The organism is Algibacter sp. L4_22 (assembly GCF_023473045.1).
Lineage (GTDB): Bacteria > Bacteroidota > Bacteroidia > Flavobacteriales > Flavobacteriaceae > Algibacter.
This window is the reverse complement of sequence record NZ_JAMCOK010000003.1, coordinates 579,410-595,989: the sequence shown is the minus strand read 5'-3', so window position 1 is coordinate 595,989 and position 16,580 is coordinate 579,410. Positions and strand designations below refer to the sequence as shown.

Annotated in this window: 15 protein-coding genes; 6 read left to right on the top strand and 9 right to left on the bottom strand. The window is 33.5% G+C overall.

Features of this window, described 5'->3' with window-relative positions:
- Positions 1-75: 75 nt before the first annotated feature.
- The 4 genes from gyrB to secDF all read left to right on the top strand — a co-directional run bounded on the left by gyrB (position 76) and on the right by secDF (position 7,377).
- Positions 76-2,025 carry a DNA topoisomerase (ATP-hydrolyzing) subunit B gene (gyrB, locus tag M4I23_RS10800; protein WP_158844616.1) on the top strand — a complete coding sequence of 650 codons (1,950 nt, stop codon included), beginning with the start codon at positions 76-78 and terminating at the stop codon, positions 2,023-2,025.
- Between the two features lie 569 nt (positions 2,026-2,594).
- Positions 2,595-3,521 (top strand): malate dehydrogenase, encoded by a 927-nt coding sequence (gene mdh / locus M4I23_RS10795; protein WP_158844613.1) that lies wholly within the window; start codon positions 2,595-2,597, stop codon positions 3,519-3,521.
- 72 nt (positions 3,522-3,593) lie between these two features.
- Positions 3,594-4,214 carry a hypothetical protein gene (locus M4I23_RS10790; protein ID WP_249754393.1) on the top strand — a complete coding sequence of 207 codons (621 nt, stop codon included), beginning with the start codon at positions 3,594-3,596 and terminating at the stop codon, positions 4,212-4,214.
- 169 nt (positions 4,215-4,383) lie between these two features.
- Positions 4,384-7,377 carry a protein translocase subunit SecDF gene (gene secDF / locus M4I23_RS10785; protein WP_158844607.1) on the top strand — a complete coding sequence of 998 codons (2,994 nt, stop codon included), beginning with the start codon at positions 4,384-4,386 and terminating at the stop codon, positions 7,375-7,377.
- 339 nt (positions 7,378-7,716) lie between these two features.
- Here the strand turns inward: secDF and M4I23_RS10780 are convergent, their stop codons facing one another.
- On the bottom strand, positions 7,717-9,036 hold the full coding sequence (locus M4I23_RS10780) for a sulfatase-like hydrolase/transferase (RefSeq protein WP_249754392.1): 1,320 nt from the start codon (positions 9,034-9,036) through the stop codon (positions 7,717-7,719).
- A 290-nt stretch (positions 9,037-9,326) separates the two neighbouring features.
- On the opposite strand from M4I23_RS10780, the gene M4I23_RS10775 reads away from it, so the two are divergent.
- Positions 9,327-10,631, top strand: a complete 1,305-nt coding sequence (locus M4I23_RS10775) for a voltage-gated chloride channel family protein (protein ID WP_158844601.1) — start codon at positions 9,327-9,329, stop codon at positions 10,629-10,631.
- Entirely contained in the window at positions 10,628-10,969 is a 342-nt protein-coding gene (locus tag M4I23_RS10770) for a DUF190 domain-containing protein (RefSeq protein ID WP_158844598.1), read from the top strand. Before M4I23_RS10775 ends, M4I23_RS10770 begins: the two co-directional genes overlap by 4 nt.
- Before the next feature lie 6 nt (positions 10,970-10,975).
- Here M4I23_RS10770 and M4I23_RS10765 read toward each other — a convergent pair whose 3' ends face one another.
- The 8 genes from M4I23_RS10765 to M4I23_RS10730 form a co-directional block, all read right to left on the bottom strand.
- The gene (locus M4I23_RS10765) at positions 10,976-11,200 is read right to left on the bottom strand and encodes a hypothetical protein (RefSeq protein ID WP_158844595.1); all 225 of its coding nucleotides are present in this window, start codon (positions 11,198-11,200) and stop codon (positions 10,976-10,978) included.
- 257 nt (positions 11,201-11,457) lie between these two features.
- Positions 11,458-12,417, bottom strand: coding sequence for a tRNA-dihydrouridine synthase (locus M4I23_RS10760; protein WP_249754391.1), 960 nt, complete (start codon positions 12,415-12,417; stop codon positions 11,458-11,460).
- A 177-nt stretch (positions 12,418-12,594) separates the two neighbouring features.
- Entirely contained in the window at positions 12,595-13,260 is a 666-nt protein-coding gene (locus M4I23_RS10755) for a DsbA family oxidoreductase (protein WP_158844589.1), read from the bottom strand.
- Positions 13,261-13,316: 56 nt separating this feature from the next.
- A complete protein-coding gene (locus M4I23_RS10750) occupies positions 13,317-14,006 on the bottom strand; it encodes a haloacid dehalogenase type II (RefSeq protein WP_249754390.1) in 690 nt (229 codons plus the stop codon).
- 49 nt (positions 14,007-14,055) lie between these two features.
- Complete coding sequence (locus tag M4I23_RS10745) at positions 14,056-14,721, bottom strand: peroxiredoxin-like family protein (protein WP_249754389.1); 666 nt, start codon at positions 14,719-14,721, stop codon at positions 14,056-14,058.
- 50 nt (positions 14,722-14,771) lie between these two features.
- Complete coding sequence (locus tag M4I23_RS10740; RefSeq protein WP_158844579.1) at positions 14,772-15,080, bottom strand: EthD family reductase; 309 nt, start codon at positions 15,078-15,080, stop codon at positions 14,772-14,774.
- An 86-nt stretch (positions 15,081-15,166) separates the two neighbouring features.
- The gene (locus M4I23_RS10735; protein ID WP_158844576.1) at positions 15,167-15,715 is read right to left on the bottom strand and encodes a carboxymuconolactone decarboxylase family protein; all 549 of its coding nucleotides are present in this window, start codon (positions 15,713-15,715) and stop codon (positions 15,167-15,169) included.
- 76 nt (positions 15,716-15,791) lie between these two features.
- On the bottom strand, positions 15,792-16,355 hold the full coding sequence (locus M4I23_RS10730; protein WP_249754388.1) for a TetR/AcrR family transcriptional regulator: 564 nt from the start codon (positions 16,353-16,355) through the stop codon (positions 15,792-15,794).
- Positions 16,356-16,580 lie beyond the last annotated feature (225 nt).

Sequence of the window (16,580 nt, the reverse complement as noted above, 5' to 3'; positions counted from 1 at the left end):
AATATAATTCAGCTAGTTTTATTTGTTCTGCTGAAGAGCGGGTGTTAATAATAAAATAATATCAAATCATAATTTATGAGCGAACCTAAAGAAGAGTTTAATAAACACAATTATTCTGCCGATAGCATTCAAGCGTTAGAAGGTATGGAGCACGTGCGTATGCGTCCATCGATGTATATTGGCGACGTTGGTACAAGAGGTTTACACCATTTAGTTTACGAGGTTGTCGATAACTCTATTGATGAGGCATTGGCCGGACATTGTAACAATATTACAGTTATAATTAATGAAGATAACTCGATTACCACAGAAGATGATGGTCGTGGTATTCCTGTAGATTTACACAAAAAAGAAGGCGTTTCGGCTCTAGAAGTTGTAATGACTAAAATTGGTGCTGGTGGTAAATTCGATAAAGATTCTTATAAAGTTTCTGGTGGATTGCACGGTGTTGGTGTAAGTTGTGTAAATGCATTATCTGCACATTTAACAGCAACAGTTTTTAGAAATGGAGAAGTTTGGGAACAAGAGTATGAGCGCGGTAAAGCCTTGTATCCAGTAAAAAAAGTTGGTGAAACAGATAAACGTGGAACGACGGTTACGTTTAGACCAGATGAAACTATTTTTACTCAAACTTTAGAGTATAGTTATGATACTTTGGCGAGTAGATTACGTGAGTTAGCATACCTTAATAAAGGAATCACGGTTCATTTAATAGATAGAAGAAGTAAAAAAGAAGATGGTGAGTTTGAAGGTGAAACATTTCATTCTACAGAAGGTTTAAAAGAGTTTATCACGTATTTAGATGCTACTCGTGAGCCTTTAATGAAAGATGTAATCGCTTTTGAAGGTGAAAAGAATGGTGTACCTGTTGAGGTTGCTATGATTTATAACACATCTTACGCAGAGAATTTACATTCTTATGTAAATAATATTAATACTCATGAAGGTGGAACGCACCTTTCTGGTTTCCGTCGTGGTTTAACACATACCCTTAAAAAGTATGCGGATGATTCTGGTTTATTAAAAAATCTAAAATTTGATATTGCTGGTGATGATTTCCGTGAAGGATTAACAGCAATTATTTCTGTAAAAGTTCAAGAACCTCAATTTGAGGGGCAAACTAAAACGAAGTTGGGTAATAGGGAAGTTTCGGCTTCAGTTAGTCAAGCGGTTTCAGAAATGTTAACAGATTACTTAGAAGAACATCCAGATGATGCTAAAATCATTGTTCAAAAAGTAATTCTTGCAGCACAAGCACGTCATGCAGCTCAAAAAGCTCGTGAAATGGTACAGCGTAAAACAGTAATGAGTATTGGTGGTTTACCTGGTAAATTAAGTGACTGTTCTGAGCAAGATCCTGAAAAATGTGAAATCTACCTTGTAGAGGGAGATTCTGCAGGTGGAACGGCTAAAATGGGACGTGATAGAGCGTTCCAAGCTATTTTACCATTAAGGGGTAAGATTCTTAATGTTGAAAAAGCGATGTCTCATAAGGTGTTTGAAAACGAAGAGATTAAAAATATCTTTACGGCATTAGGTGTAACTATTGGAACGGAAGAGGATAGTAAAGCCCTTAATCTTTCAAAATTAAGATACCATAAAATAGTAATCATGTGTGATGCCGATATAGATGGTTCTCACATTGAAACATTAATTCTTACTTTCTTCTTTAGATATATGAAGGAATTAATAGAAAACGGACATATTTATATAGCAACACCACCTTTATTTTTAGTGAAAAAAGGAGCTAAAAAAGAATATGCTTGGAATGATGAAGAACGTTTGGCATTAATGGAACTTTATGGTGACGGTGCTAAAATTCAACGTTATAAAGGTTTGGGTGAGATGAACGCGATACAGCTTTGGGATACTACAATGAATCCTGAATTTAGAACGTTACGTCAAATTCAAATCGATAATGGTGTTGAAGCAGATCGAGTGTTCTCAATGCTTATGGGTGATGAGGTACCACCTCGTAGAGAATTTATTGAAAAGAATGCTGTTTACGCAAATATTGATGCGTAGGTAGATAGAAGTCTATATTATTAAGGCCTCAACAGTTATACTGTTGAGGCTTTTTTTTGTTCAATTTACTAAAAAGATCGCTTAAGTACATTTTTTATCGATAAAAGTTGTGTAATGTAAAAATAAGTGTATCTTTGTTTCAGCTAAGAGAATCAAAATGAAAAAGTTAGCCTTATTAATCTTGATTTCTGAAATGAAAACAAAGTTTTGAGTTTAATGTCATTATTAATTTATTTTCTTAGCAAGAAAAAGCAAATTTGAGTTAGGTTAATTGAGCCTAATTATAAAAATAATATTATCGGATTTAGTGCTTTTTTAGTAAGCTTTAATTTCGGATTTAGTAAAGAAAAAATTTAGTTAATAGTTTAGTTTTATTTAGTTTAGTTTAGTTAGTTGTTATAAAAGTGCAGAAATCTTTCTGCACTTTTTTTTATTTAAAATTGTACCACATTTATATGCGTTCTTGTTAAAGAAATAGAAGATAAATTCGTAAATTTGCTTGACTGTAATTCTGTGTTTTCAGGGTTTTGTCAACTAAATATTATAATAATTTTATTAAAATTAAACTTATGAAAGTAACTGTAGTAGGAGCAGGAGCAGTAGGCGCAAGTTGCGCAGAATATATTGCTATTAAAAATTTCGCATCAGAAGTCGTTTTGTTAGACATCAAAGAAGGCTATGCTGAAGGAAAAGCCATGGATTTAATGCAAACCGCATCTTTAAACGGGTTTGACACTAAAATCACTGGTGTAACAAACGATTATAGTCAAACAGCAGAAAGTAATATCTGTGTAATTACTTCTGGTATTCCTCGTAAACCAGGAATGACTCGTGAAGAGTTAATTGGAATTAATGCAGGAATTGTAAAAACAGTTTCTTCAAGTTTAATTAAATATTCTCCAAACACAATTATTATTGTTGTGAGTAATCCAATGGATACTATGACTTATTTAGTTCATAAATCTACAGGTTTACCTAAAAACAGAATTATTGGTATGGGTGGAGCTTTAGATTCAGCTCGTTTCAAATACAGATTAGCTGAAGCTTTAGAAGCACCTATTAGCGATGTTGACGGTATGGTTATCGGTGGACATAGTGATACAGGTATGGTGCCATTAACGTCTCACGCAACTAGAAACTCAATTAAAGTTTCAGAATTCTTAAGTGAAGAACGTTTAGAGCAAGTTGCTGGAGATACTAAAGTAGGTGGAGCAACCCTTACAGGTTTATTAGGAACTTCTGCTTGGTATGCGCCAGGTGCTGCAGTAAGCAGTTTAGTTCAAGCTATTGCTTGTGACCAAAAGAAAATGTTCCCATGTTCAACTTATTTAGAAGGTGAATACGGATTAAATGATATTTGTATTGGTGTACCTGTAATTTTAGGTAAAAACGGTATTGAAAGTATTGTTGATATTCCTTTAAGTGCTGCTGAAAAAGCACACATGCAAGCTAGTGCAGAAGGTGTATCAAAAACTAATGGTTTATTAGATTTATAGTCTTAAATCGTTAAATAACATAAATATATAGAGGCTGTAGCAATACAGCCTTTATTTTTTTATATTTGCCGTATGCAATTAAAAAGGTACATAGGTGCTATAATTTTTATTTTGAGTTTCTTGGCTGTTATTTCAGAGCAAGAATTCAATGCGCCTAATCAAGAAATTGTATTAGAGTTTAATCATGTTGAGGTTACCTCAAATGAGGCTCAAACAGCGGTTGCACAAGTAAAGCAGCAATTGTACGCACTTGGTGCAAACCAAATTAAAGTACAGCAAACGGTTAATGGTAAATTAAAAATCACGTACTACAGTGATGCCGATATTGCTAGTATAAAAAAGATTTTTGCTAAAGGTTTAGAGCATAACTTAGACTCTAATGCTTTCAGTAAAAAGAAAAAACAAGCAGAATTACCTTCCGAAGTACCTAATATTGCCTATAATATTGATGTATTCGAAATTCAAAACTCGAATAATACTGGATTAGGTTTTGATGGTAAATGTGTTTTAACAACCGATACTAAAAGTGATCGTTTTTCAGATCCTAACGCTTTCTTTTTTATTGAAGTTGTAAATGTTTCCATAGAAAAACACACGGTTAAAACGGCTTATAAAGTGCGTAGGAACATTTCGATTTCTACAGAGAATAATCTTCATAAAATTCCAGAAGGCAGGGCAGGACCAACTTGCTAAAAAGATGGATTTATAAGGCTCAACTTTCAATAGTAAATTTTGATAGCCTATAATATTTCATTTTTCAAAAACAAACACAATCAATTTCAACCTAAATATTGTCAGATATTGACCGTAAATAATATATTTGCGCGTCGAAAAACTTTTGACACACACTAAAATTAAAACAATGCAAAATAAAGGATTAGTAAAATTATTTGCGCTTTTGTTTGGTTTGGTAAGTATCTACCAATTATCATTCACGTTTAAAGCGAAACAAATTGAGAACAAGGCAGAGGAGATTGCAATTAGTAAAATTGCAGATACCGAAGAAGGTTACCGTGCAAAACGTAGCGCCGAAGAGACTTTTTATTTAGAGTCTATCGCTACAGATACTGTATTTAATATGGGTATCGCAAAATTCACTTATAATGAAGTGAAACAAAAAGCCATGAATTTAGGTTTAGACTTAAAAGGTGGTATTAGTGCTACACTTCAAATATCTATTAGAGATATCTTGAAAGGATTGGCTAATCATACAAAAGACCCTATTTTCAATAAGGCTTTAGATGACGCTGCCGAAATTCAAAAAAACAGTCAGAACACGTATTTAGAGGATTTCTTTATCGCTTTTGATAAAATTAAAGGAGATACAAAATTAGCTTCACCAGATATTTTTTACACTAAAGCATTAGATGGTGAAATTAACGGAAATATGACTGATAGCGAAGTTAAAGCTATTATCTCAACTAAAATTGATGAATCTGTAGTTTCTGCATTCGAGGTTTTACGTAAACGTATCGATGAGTTTGGTGTAACACAACCAACTATTCAACGTATTGGAACATCAGGTCGTATTTTAGTAGAGTTACCAGGTGTAAAAGATAAAGAGCGTGCTATTAAATTATTACAAAGTACAGCACAATTAGAATTTTGGGATGCTTATAAAGGCGAACAATTTTTTCCTTTCTTAGCGCAAGCTAACGAAGTATTAAAAGATATAGTTTCTCCAAAAACAGAAACTGCAGAGGTAGAGCCACAAGATGAAGAAAATGCACAAGATTCTGCAATTGATGATCTTTTAGGTGAAGCAGAAACAGATTCTACTACTGTTTCAACGGTTAACCCAATATTCGACTTAATTAGAGGTCAAGGTTACCAAGGTGGACCAATCATTGCTCAATTTGAAGCAAAAGATAAAGAAACTATCGAGAACTACTTAAGTATGTCTCAAGTACGTGCTTTACTTCCTGCAGAGCAACGTTACGCAAAATTTGTTTTCGGAAAACCTAAAAAAGGAAGTGAGTTATTAGACTTATATGCTTTAAAAGGAAACAGAGAAAACGAACCAGAATTAAGTGGTGCTGTAGTTACAGATGCTAGAAACCAATTTGGACCAACAGGTAAATCTGAGGTTTCAATGCAAATGAATGCAAAAGGTGCTAAAATCTGGGAAGAAATGACTGGTAATGCATACACACAAGGTAGCCAAATTGCTATTGTTTTAGATAACGTGGTATATTCTGCTCCAGGTGTAACAACCGGACCAATTGCAGGTGGTAGCTCTTCAATCTCTGGAGATTTTAGCTTAAACGAAGCAATCGATTTAGCAAACGTATTACGTGCTGGTAAATTACCTGCTTCTGCAGATATTATTCAAAGTGAAGTTGTTGGACCATCTTTAGGTCAAGAAGCTATCGATAGCGGTAAAATGTCGTTCATGATTGCTTTAGCATTAGTGTTAATCTGGATGGTATTTTATTACGGTAAAGCTGGTGCATTTGCAGATGTTGCTATGGCATTAAACATCCTTTTAATCTTCGGTATCCTTTCAGGATTAGGAGCTGTGTTAACATTACCTGGTATTGCTGGTATTGTTTTAACTATTGGTATGTCGGTGGATGCGAACGTGCTGGTCTTTGAGCGTATTCGAGAGGAGCTCGCCAAGGGTAAAGGACAAAAAGAAGCCATTCAAGATGGATTTAGCAACGCTTTATCTTCAATCTTAGATGCCAACATTACTACTGGTTTAACAGCATTAATCTTATTTATATTTGGTACAGGACCAATTAAAGGTTTCGCAACGACTTTAATTATTGGTATTGGTACATCATTATTTACTGCAATTTTCATCACACGTTTACTAATCGATTGGTATTCTAACCGTGGTGGAAACTTAGCGTTCTCTACAGCAATGACTAAAAACTTATTCCGTGATATTCGTATCGATTTTTTATCGAAACGTAAAATAGCATACATCATTTCTGGTGCTTTTATCGTAGTAAGTTTAGGATCTTTATTTACAAACAGTTTAGATCAAGGTGTTGATTTTGTTGGAGGTAGAACGTATCAAGTTCGTTTTAACCACGATGTTAGTGCGTCAGAAATTACAGGTGTACTTTCTAGCCCAGATGTATTTGGTAGTGCAAACGCTAAAATATTTGGAGATGCTAACCAAGTTAAAATTACTACAAAATATTTAGTAGAAGAAACAGGATCTGAAGTCGATGAGCAAATCCGTAAAACTCTTTATACAGCTTTACAACCTTATTTCGAAGGTCTTTCTTATGAAGAATTCATTAGCGATGCCGATACAAAAACAGTAGGATTATTAAAAACCGATAAAGTAAGTCCAACTATTGCCGATGATATCAAACAAGAATCATTCTGGGCAGTTTTAGGATCATTAATCGTAGTATTCCTTTATATCTTAATTAGATTTAAAAAATGGCAATACTCACTTGGTGCTGTAACAGCAGTATTCCACGATGTATTAATCGTATTAGGTGTATTCTCTTTAACGTATAAATTCATGCCATTTTCAATGGAAATAGATCAAGCGTTTATAGCAGCAATATTAACCGTAATTGGATATTCATTAAATGATACCGTGGTAGTATTCGATAGAGTTCGTGAGTTCTTCAACGAGCACACAAGCTGGAAATTCGATCGCGTAGTAAACGCATCATTAAGCAGCACATTAAGCCGTACATTAAATACCTCATTAACTACATTAGTAGTGTTATTAGCAATCTTTATCTTCGGTGGAGATTCTATTAGAGGTTTCATGTTTGCCTTAATAGTAGGTGTAGTAGTAGGTACGTACTCGTCGCTATTTATAGCAACACCAGTAATGTATGATACTATAAGTAAATTAGAAGGAAAAAAGAAAGAAGACGAGTAAGTCTAACTTTTTCTATAAGCAAAAAGCCCGTTAGCGTAAGTTGACGGGCTTTTTATATTTTAAAGGTTTTGGGCGTTACCCGAAAAGGGTCGGGCTTTCGGCAGTCGCTTTTTTGTGTTGCATAAGTGCAACAACACAAAAAGAGCTTCAACAATGCCTCTATCCCTAACGCATGTGCTTGCTATGGTTTCGGACTTTTATAAATGTCATTGCTTACTGGTAAATGTTTTCCGTTTAAATACTATAAATAGAATGCTTTAAACATGGCAGTAATCTAAAAATCGGGATATAGATCACTAATATCAATAACCAGAAATAATAATCAAAAAAGCAGATTCTTTAATTTCTAATTTTAAGTAATTCTTGTTCTAATTCTGTTTTTACCTGTTGTAAACTAGGTGTTAAAGTCGCTTTTATAAGATTGTTTTTTTCGTACGGATCATTGTTTAAATTATATATTTCTTTATTGCCGTTACCAAAAACCATAAGCTTGTATGTGCCATTACTAATAGTCCAAGCATCTTTAGTATCGTTTTTCATTTCCGAATATTGATACGTTCTAATAACGTCTTCTTTAGTAAAAAGCGATTTAAAACTTTTACTATCATTAATCTCAGGAATATCTACACCTGCAATTTCCGATATTGTAGCAAACATATCGCTACTAGTAATTAAGTTATTATCTATACCTTTTCGGGTAACACCTTTTCCTGAAATGAACATTGGCATGTTAATACCACCTTGATATAAATTTCTTTTCACTTGATTTTTGCCATAAGGTGCTTGAGTTACAGCCGGCTCTGTTCCATTATCTCCAATAAAAATGATGATTGTGTTTTCTTTATCAGCTTCAGAAAGTGAATTCAATAAGCGCCCTATTTGATAATCCATAGCTTCAATAGAAGCCATAAAATAAGGTATTGGGTTTAATTCACTGTTGTATTCTGGTAAATTATCTTGACTGTGCATTTCACTTGGTGGCACATGGAACGGTGTGTGTGGTGCATTATACGCCAACCACATAAACCAAGGTTTTTCTTGTTGCTCAATCCAATCTGTAGCTAAACTGGTCAATTTGGTAGTTGTATATTCTGTGCAGGTTTTATTCATACCATTTTCCATTAAAAGCCAATTGTAATAATCTTTTACCGAACCTTTAAAAATACCAGCATAATAATCTAATCCAAAAGATTCCGGATTTATGGAAGTTGCATCAAGGCCAGATAAATGCCACTTCCCAACTAGAGCAGTTGCGTATTTATTTTTCGTTTTATTGTTTATATATTTTTGTAATATTAATTCTGATGGACTTAATATTTGGTTTGCCCACCTCACGTTGGTACGATATCCATATTTACCAGTAATCATTGATGCTCTTGTAGGTGAGCAAGTTGGATACGTCCAGAAATTGCTGAAACTTAATCCCGAATTCCGTATATTATCTATATGTGGTGTTTTCGGTTTTATTGTTCCTTCTTGAAAACCACTTATGGCTTCTTTTCCCATATCATCTGCAATTAGAAACAAGATGTTGGGTGTTTTTCCAGAGATAGAATTGTCTTTAATTTCAGTATTTGCTTTTAAAGTTTGTTTATTGCCGTTTCCTTGGTTACAAGCCAAAAAAAATAATGCTAATACTGTTAAATATAGATGTTTCATTTATTATAATTCTATGAAGATGATATTTTTGGAGTTAAATTATAGCGAAGGTACTTTTTTCTGTTTTAGCATCTAATTTAGCACATATAACCTGAACAAAAAACAGGCCTAAGTTTTAGTCATTAAGTTAGAACCAGCAATAAGCTATATACCATGATAGAAAACGGTTTTTTGTTTATATTTGCATTTCAATTTTGGCAATAAAGTCTGCTTGTAACGGTTCCGCTTGGAGCTAATAACATCTACCTTTAAAGGCTTATGTCTCTGTAGAGTGATTTATTAAAAGCAATATGGAAAAAAATAAAATTAAAGATTTTTTATTCTCATTTGAACAAATTCCGTCTTTATTATATCTTTTAAAATGGGTTTTAATCTGTTTAACATTAGGCGCTTTAGCTGGAAGTGTTTCTGCTTTTTTTCTATTAAGCTTAGAATGGGCCACAAATTGGAGAGAGTCTCATTTATGGATTATCGCTTTATTACCAGTTGGTGGCTTTATAATCGGTATATCTTATCATTTATATGGAAGTAGTGTTGTAAAAGGGAATAATTTACTGCTAGAGGAATTTCATTCACCTAAAAAAGTAATTCCTTTTAGAATGGTTCCACTTGTTTTATTTGGAACGATTTTAACACATTTTTTTGGAGGATCTGCTGGTAGGGAAGGTACAGCAGTACAAATTGGTGGTGCTATTGCCGATAGGTTTACCAAAGTTTTCAATTTATCAAAACGCGATAGACAAATTGTTTTGATAGCTGGTATTAGTGCGGGTTTTGCATCTGTTTTTGGAACACCATTAGCAGGTGGTATTTTCGCATTAGAGGTATTGGTGTTGGGTAGAATACGTTTAGAGTCTATCATTCCGAGTTTTATGGCTGCAATTTTTGCTAATTATTTTTGTGAAATATGGAATGTATCTCATACGCATTATCATATTAATACCGTTGCAGAAATGACACCCGTAAATTTATTGTGGTGTTTATTGGCCGGAATTATTTTTGGTTTAGTGGCCATGCTTTTTTCAAAATCAACCCATTTTTGGAGTCACCTTTTTAGTAAGCATATTAAATACCCGCCGTTACGCCCTGTAATTGGTGGTGTAATATTGGCTGCTGCCGTATATTTTATGGGAACAACAAAATATATAGGTCTCGGGATACCTACAATTGTTGAAGCTTTTGATGTTAACCTTAATTCTTACGATTTTCTTTTAAAGCTTATATTTACATCCTTTACGCTTGGAGCAGGTTTTAAAGGCGGCGAGGTAACACCCTTGTTTTTTATTGGAGCAGCCTTAGGTAATGTATTAATATGGTTTATACCATTGCCAATGGGTTTACTTGCCGGAATGGGGTTTGTTGCCGTTTTTGCAGGAGCAACCAATACACCTATTGCTTGTACCATAATGGGAATAGAACTCTTTGGAATAGAGTCGGGTGTTTTTATTGCTTTGGCTTGTTCTACGGCCTATTTATTTTCTGGTCATTCTGGGGTTTATTCTTCGCAAATAATAGGAAGTCCAAAAAACGATGTATTCATGCGAGAGAAGGGGCTTTCTTTATCTGAAATCAGTAAAAAAAGGGAGAAGAAATGAAGGGTTTTGCTACAATACGGATCTATTTTGAATATGGTCAGAAAATAAAGGATCAATCTTTTTGGAAAAAAATGTATACCTCAGATTTTTCAACGGAACTCATTAAAAGAGCAAAAGCCTTTGGAATAGAGCAGGTTTTACATCTAAATGTTAGTAAAGGCTATTTGGCTAATCAGAAAGTTAATTGGGGCATAAGTGAAATTCGTCATTTTAAACATCCTCACCTTATTGAAATGACTGATTCTGAAATTAAAATAAATCAATTTCTTGATGAACAAAAAGACGTGTTGCAAGAAACTAAAATTCTTATTGTTAAAAGTGAAGTTTTAGTTAGGTGATTTTATTTATTCTATAATTTCATAATCAATACTTAGTTTTCGCAAAGCTCTTAAAGCCGAACCTGAGTTTTTATCATCCACATCAAAATCTACGGGATCTCCTTCTAATAGTATATCGGTAAGTTCATTCGCTAAGGACCCATCAATGTTAGATGAAACTTCAGCAATACATTTGGCTATCGCTCTTCTATCTGGTCTTTGAGCATCACAAGACAATAAGTTTATTTTCATAATAATGTAATTTATTACTGCAATATACCATAATTGAGAGAAGTCTGGGCGATACTTGCTATAGGATTCTTTTTAAAGCGTTATAACTCGCGTTTACTAAAATTGAGTTAGTTCTTAGAAGAAAGATTTTATTTGAACTTGTTTGAAGCAGATTTTATTTTTTACTGACGCATTCAATGGCAGATTTTGCATATGTTGTCTAATTATCGGAATAATTAAAAGAGACTTTAATCTATTTTAATTTGAAGTAAAAAAAATCAACTATTCAGCTTACGTTCATTAGCCAATATCAAACTAACTGCTTGCTTATATTTAAAAGGGTTAGTAGCTTTTTTAATCGCTTTATATGTTTTCTGCGGATTTGAGCAGGATTGTGAAAAGAATTCCCAAAAGCCTAACATTTTCATTTTAATAGGTGTTGGTCCAGAAAGGTATTCATCATACTGATTATAAATCGTATCATGAAATTCTTCAAAAATAGTCCAACGGTTTTTAGGATATTCTGTAGTTTCGTTTTTTATCATTTGTGGTAAAAAGGGATCGGCAATTAAGCCACGACCAATCATAAAATGATCTAAACTCGGAAAACGAGCCTGTATGCTTTTAAAAGCTTCAACACTAGTAATATCTCCATTGTAATAGAGTTTGTGTTTGGTACTGGTTGTGCAACGCTCAAAGGCATCTAAATCTACAGGGCCTTTATAAAGTTGCTTTCCAATACGCGCATGGATAGCTATGTTTTTAAGCGGATATTGATCTAAAATAGGGAATACGTCTAGAATTTCTTCTGCATGATCGTAACCCATACGCATTTTCATAGATACTAAAATATCAGTTTCTTTGTGTGCGCGTTCTAAAATATTATCGATTTTGGCAGGATTACAAATTAAACCAGAACCCATTCCAGATTTTGCAACCATAGGATATGGACAACCTAAATTCCAATTCAATTCTTTATAACCTAAGCTTTGTACATATTTAGCAACAAACAAAAACTCCTCGGCGTCGTTGGTTATAATTTGCGGGATCACCTCTAGGGTATCATTGTTTTCTAAGAGTAAATCGTTTTGGTAAGAACTTTTAATTTTAAACTTACCATTTAACCTAATGTAAGGTGAGTAAAAGGTATCGATACCTCCAAAATAATGATGGAAAGCATTACGAAATCTAAAGTCTGTAAAACCCTGCAATGGAGAGGAAAGTAAAGTAAAAGCCATTTATATTTTATGAAGCGCAAAGATAGTTATATCTTTTATGGCGTGGCAGAAAGATTTTTAATGATTTTACGCCAAATGTCACTAATAAAAAAACGCGTTTGCAAACCATGGTTTTTTGTGATACCATAGCGTACAAACGCGTTAGAATTTATTATTTTATTTTGAAAGCAAAAGAACCTATTCGGAAACAGGTGCGTTTTGAGCTTGTAATAATTCGGTTAACACTTGTTTAAAAGTATCTACAGGTTGTGCTCCTGTAACAGCACTTTTTCTGTTAAAAACAACAGTAGGAACAGAACTTACTCCCAATTGTTGCCAATAACCCTCTTTGGTTTTTACTTCAGAACGAATATCTTCATTATCTAATTTTGATAAACCTTCTTCAGCATCTAAACCAACATCTAATAAAGCTTGTTTTAAAACATCGCGTTTAGAAACATCTTTATGGTTAGTAAAAAATGCTTTGGTAAGCGTCATTTTCAATTCGGTTTGTTTACCGAAATATTTTGCATATTCTAATAGAATATGGGCTTCAAAAGTATTAACCATGCGCATACCATCAAAATAATCGAAAGTAAAGCCAAGTTCTTCACCAGCTTCTACCATACGTTGCTTCGATTCGTTTTGTTGCTCATCTGTAGAACCATATTTTTCAGCAATATGCTCGTGTAAATCCTGTCCTTCAGCTGGCATGTTAGGGTTTAATTCAAAAGGCTGCCACTCAATATCTACTTGATCTTCAATTCCTAATTCTTTTATCGCTTTTTCTAAACGTTTATATCCAACGGTACACCATGGACATACAACATCAGAAACGATATCTATCTTAAGTTTTTCTTTCATTTTACTATTTCATTTTTTGGTTTATTATTACCAATGTTTAGTTGGTTTTTTTAAACCTATTTATAGGTAACAAGAATATCTGCTACTTGTTTTAAATCGGGTAATTCAATTTCAGATTTTGGAGCAAGCGGAAACGTTTGTTGCCCTGGTCTACTTAAAAAAGCAGCGCGCCATCCGGCCCAAAGTGCACCAGCAACATCCCAACCATGTGCTGCAATTAGCATACAGGCTTCAGGTTTTACGTTTAATTCGTTTGCCGCCCAAGTATAAGTATCTGTAAATGGTTTAAATTTACCGGCGCCTTCAATGCTTAATTGTGCATCGAAATAACTTGTTAATCCGGCACTTTCAAATTGCTTAGCCAGACCTTCTTCCGAGGAGTTTGTTAAAGCGACTAACTTATAGCCCGCTTGTTTTAATGCTAATAAAGCGTCTTTTACTTCTGGGTGTGCTGGTAAATTGCGTAAGCCAGATATAATAACTTTACGAGCTTCATCTTCAGAAATTTTAATATCATGATTGGCTGCTACCATTTGTAAAGCTGCAGCGCCAATGTGTCCAAAAGGTTTGTATTGGCCACTAGCCGAAACGACTAACGAATATTGTAACATGGTAGTAAACCATAAAGGTAACAAGTCTTGGTTTCCGCCTAAGGCATCTCCAACTAACCGTTTCATTTTAGTAAGATCTAAAAGTGTTTCGTTAACGTCAAAAAATAATACTTTAGGTTTTTGCTTAGTTTCCATTATGATATGTTTTTATTCAAAAATAAAATTAATAGTTTTTAGCGAAGTTTTACTTTAACTTGTTTAATACAGACAGTATTTCTTTCGATTCAGCTCTTTCTTTATAATCGGCATCTAAAAACGCATATTGAATTATTCCGTTTTTGTCAATAACATAAGTCGCAGCTAGGGGTAACTCATTACTATTATCTCCGTTTTTTTCGTTTAAACCGAATCCGTTTTGATAAATAGAAGCGACCTCTTTAGTAAGTTCGAATACAACACCGTATGTTTTTCCAATGGTATTACCAATATCGCTTAAAACACTAAATTCTAAATTGTTTTTTTCTGAAGTGTTTAACGAGTTATCTGGCAACTCGGGAGTTAAAGCTAAAAGCGTTGCGCCAGCTTTTTTAAACTCGGGTAAATTTTCTTGTAAATGATGTAGAGTGATATTGCAGTAAGGACACCAACCACCGCGGTACCAAGTTAAAACTACAGGACCATTTTCTAATGTGTTGTATAAGGAAACAGGTTGATTTAAAGCATTATTTAATATGAAATTAGGTGCTTTATCTCCAACGTTTAATGCCTTGTCTAGTATGCCAGAGTTTGTTACGCTGGTAATACCATCGGCATAAATTTGATTTTTTTCTTTAGTGAATTTTGCGATACCTGCTTTACGTTGCACGTCTAATAAGGCATCTAATTCCCCTTTATTTTTATTTGTTTCCATTGTTATGCGTATTAATTCTGTTAGTGTAATTTCTTGTATAGTAAGAAAAATTAAACAACTTCACTAATTTGAACTTCTGGTTTTGCATTAGTGAAATTAGGCAAATCTGCTAAAATAGCTTCAGCATTTGCTCCGAAAGATTGTTGGAATGTTTCCATAGACTTGAATACCAAATTTGCAATAACCACATAAGGAGCTGGTTGGTCTGGAGTTGCTCCGGCTAATCCGAAATTTATATCGGAAGATATGATAGCATCACCTAATAAATCGATAAGTAATTGACTGTGGTTTTTAATGTAATATTGTTTGTCGAATTTTAAATCGGCATTATTAGGGTACATTACTGTTATTTTAATCATGTCTTATGTTTGTTTATTAATAAACCTTCCTCTTAATAGGAGGAAGGCTTACAGCTATTAAATTGTAGTTTTAGGGACTACATTTTTTATTTTTTCCAAGCAAAACTTTTAAAAGCATCATCAACAGGTGTGTTTGCGATGTGATTTGTATAGTTGCTAATTACTTTTTGAGACAGTCCTAAAATGATATCTAATACTTGTTGCTCACCATATCCAGCAGCGTAAAAAGCATCTAAATCTGCTTGAGATACATTACCACGGTTACGAACTATAGATAATGTCATAGTACGAAGCGCTTCTAGTTTAGGATCTGCAAGAGGTGTTTCGTTACGTAAAGCTTCAGTAATAGCGTCGTCAACTTTCATCATTTTTGCAATTCCTGTATGTGCAGGTACGCAATAGTGACATGCATGCTCTACGTTAATGGTTTGCCATACTACTGTTAATTCATTTTCGTTGAAAGACGAGCTTACAAATAATTCATGTAATTGTTGGTAAGCCTTAAGGATTTGTGGAGATGCAGCTAATACACCGTGTAAACCAGGAATCATTCCATAAGCTTTTTGAGAGTTTTCTAATAATGGTTTGCTTTCTGCTGGAGCACTTTCGATGTTGTGAATTTTTAATGTTGTCATAATGTTTGTTTTCTTTTTAATTTAATAATTGTTTTAAATAACTAAACATTCGTTTAGTTATAGTGTAAAAAAATGATTAGAGGTTTTTAAACGTCAATTCGATATAATCTTCAATTTCTTTCTTGCTGTTTACTCTTGCTGCGGCAGCTAAACCGTGCTTTGCGAGTACTAAATAATTAGCTTGTTTTAATACGGTCTCTTCATCTTTTGAAGGATCCATTTTAAGCTTTTCTATGAATAATGTTTTTAAATTATCCATAAAAGAAGTCATTTCCTCTTTTATAATTAGGTCGTCGGTTTCCGAAAACTCATTGTAAGTATTGGTGACTAAACAACCTTTTTGTTCGTCGGTTTTAAAACTAGAACTAACAGAATCGTTGAAAAATTGTTTAATATCTTCAATGCCATTAGAAGCATTTTTGAAGTTTTCAAACATCTCACGGATTTTACTTTTGTAGCATTTTATGCTTTCAATAAATAGACCGTGCTTATTTCCGAAACTAGAGTATATGGAAAATTTGTTAATGCCCATTTCTTTTTCAAGCATTTGCATAGATGTAGACTCGTAACCATTTTGCCAAAAGAGACGCATCGCTTTTTCTACAACTTCATCTTCGTTATATTCTTTTTTTCTTGCCATTATTTCTAAGTACAGGACAAAACTAAACAATCGGTTAGTAATAAAAAAATAATTAACAAATTTTTATTATTTATGACCAATTTTTACAAGCTATCTAAAAATAATAAGTCGATTTTGAAAATAAATCATCTTAATTAATGTCTCTCATTAGGTCTTGATAAATGAAAAAATAAATTAAAAGTCTGAAGTAAAACCTATTAAGAATCAAAGGCCGCATTTTTTCAA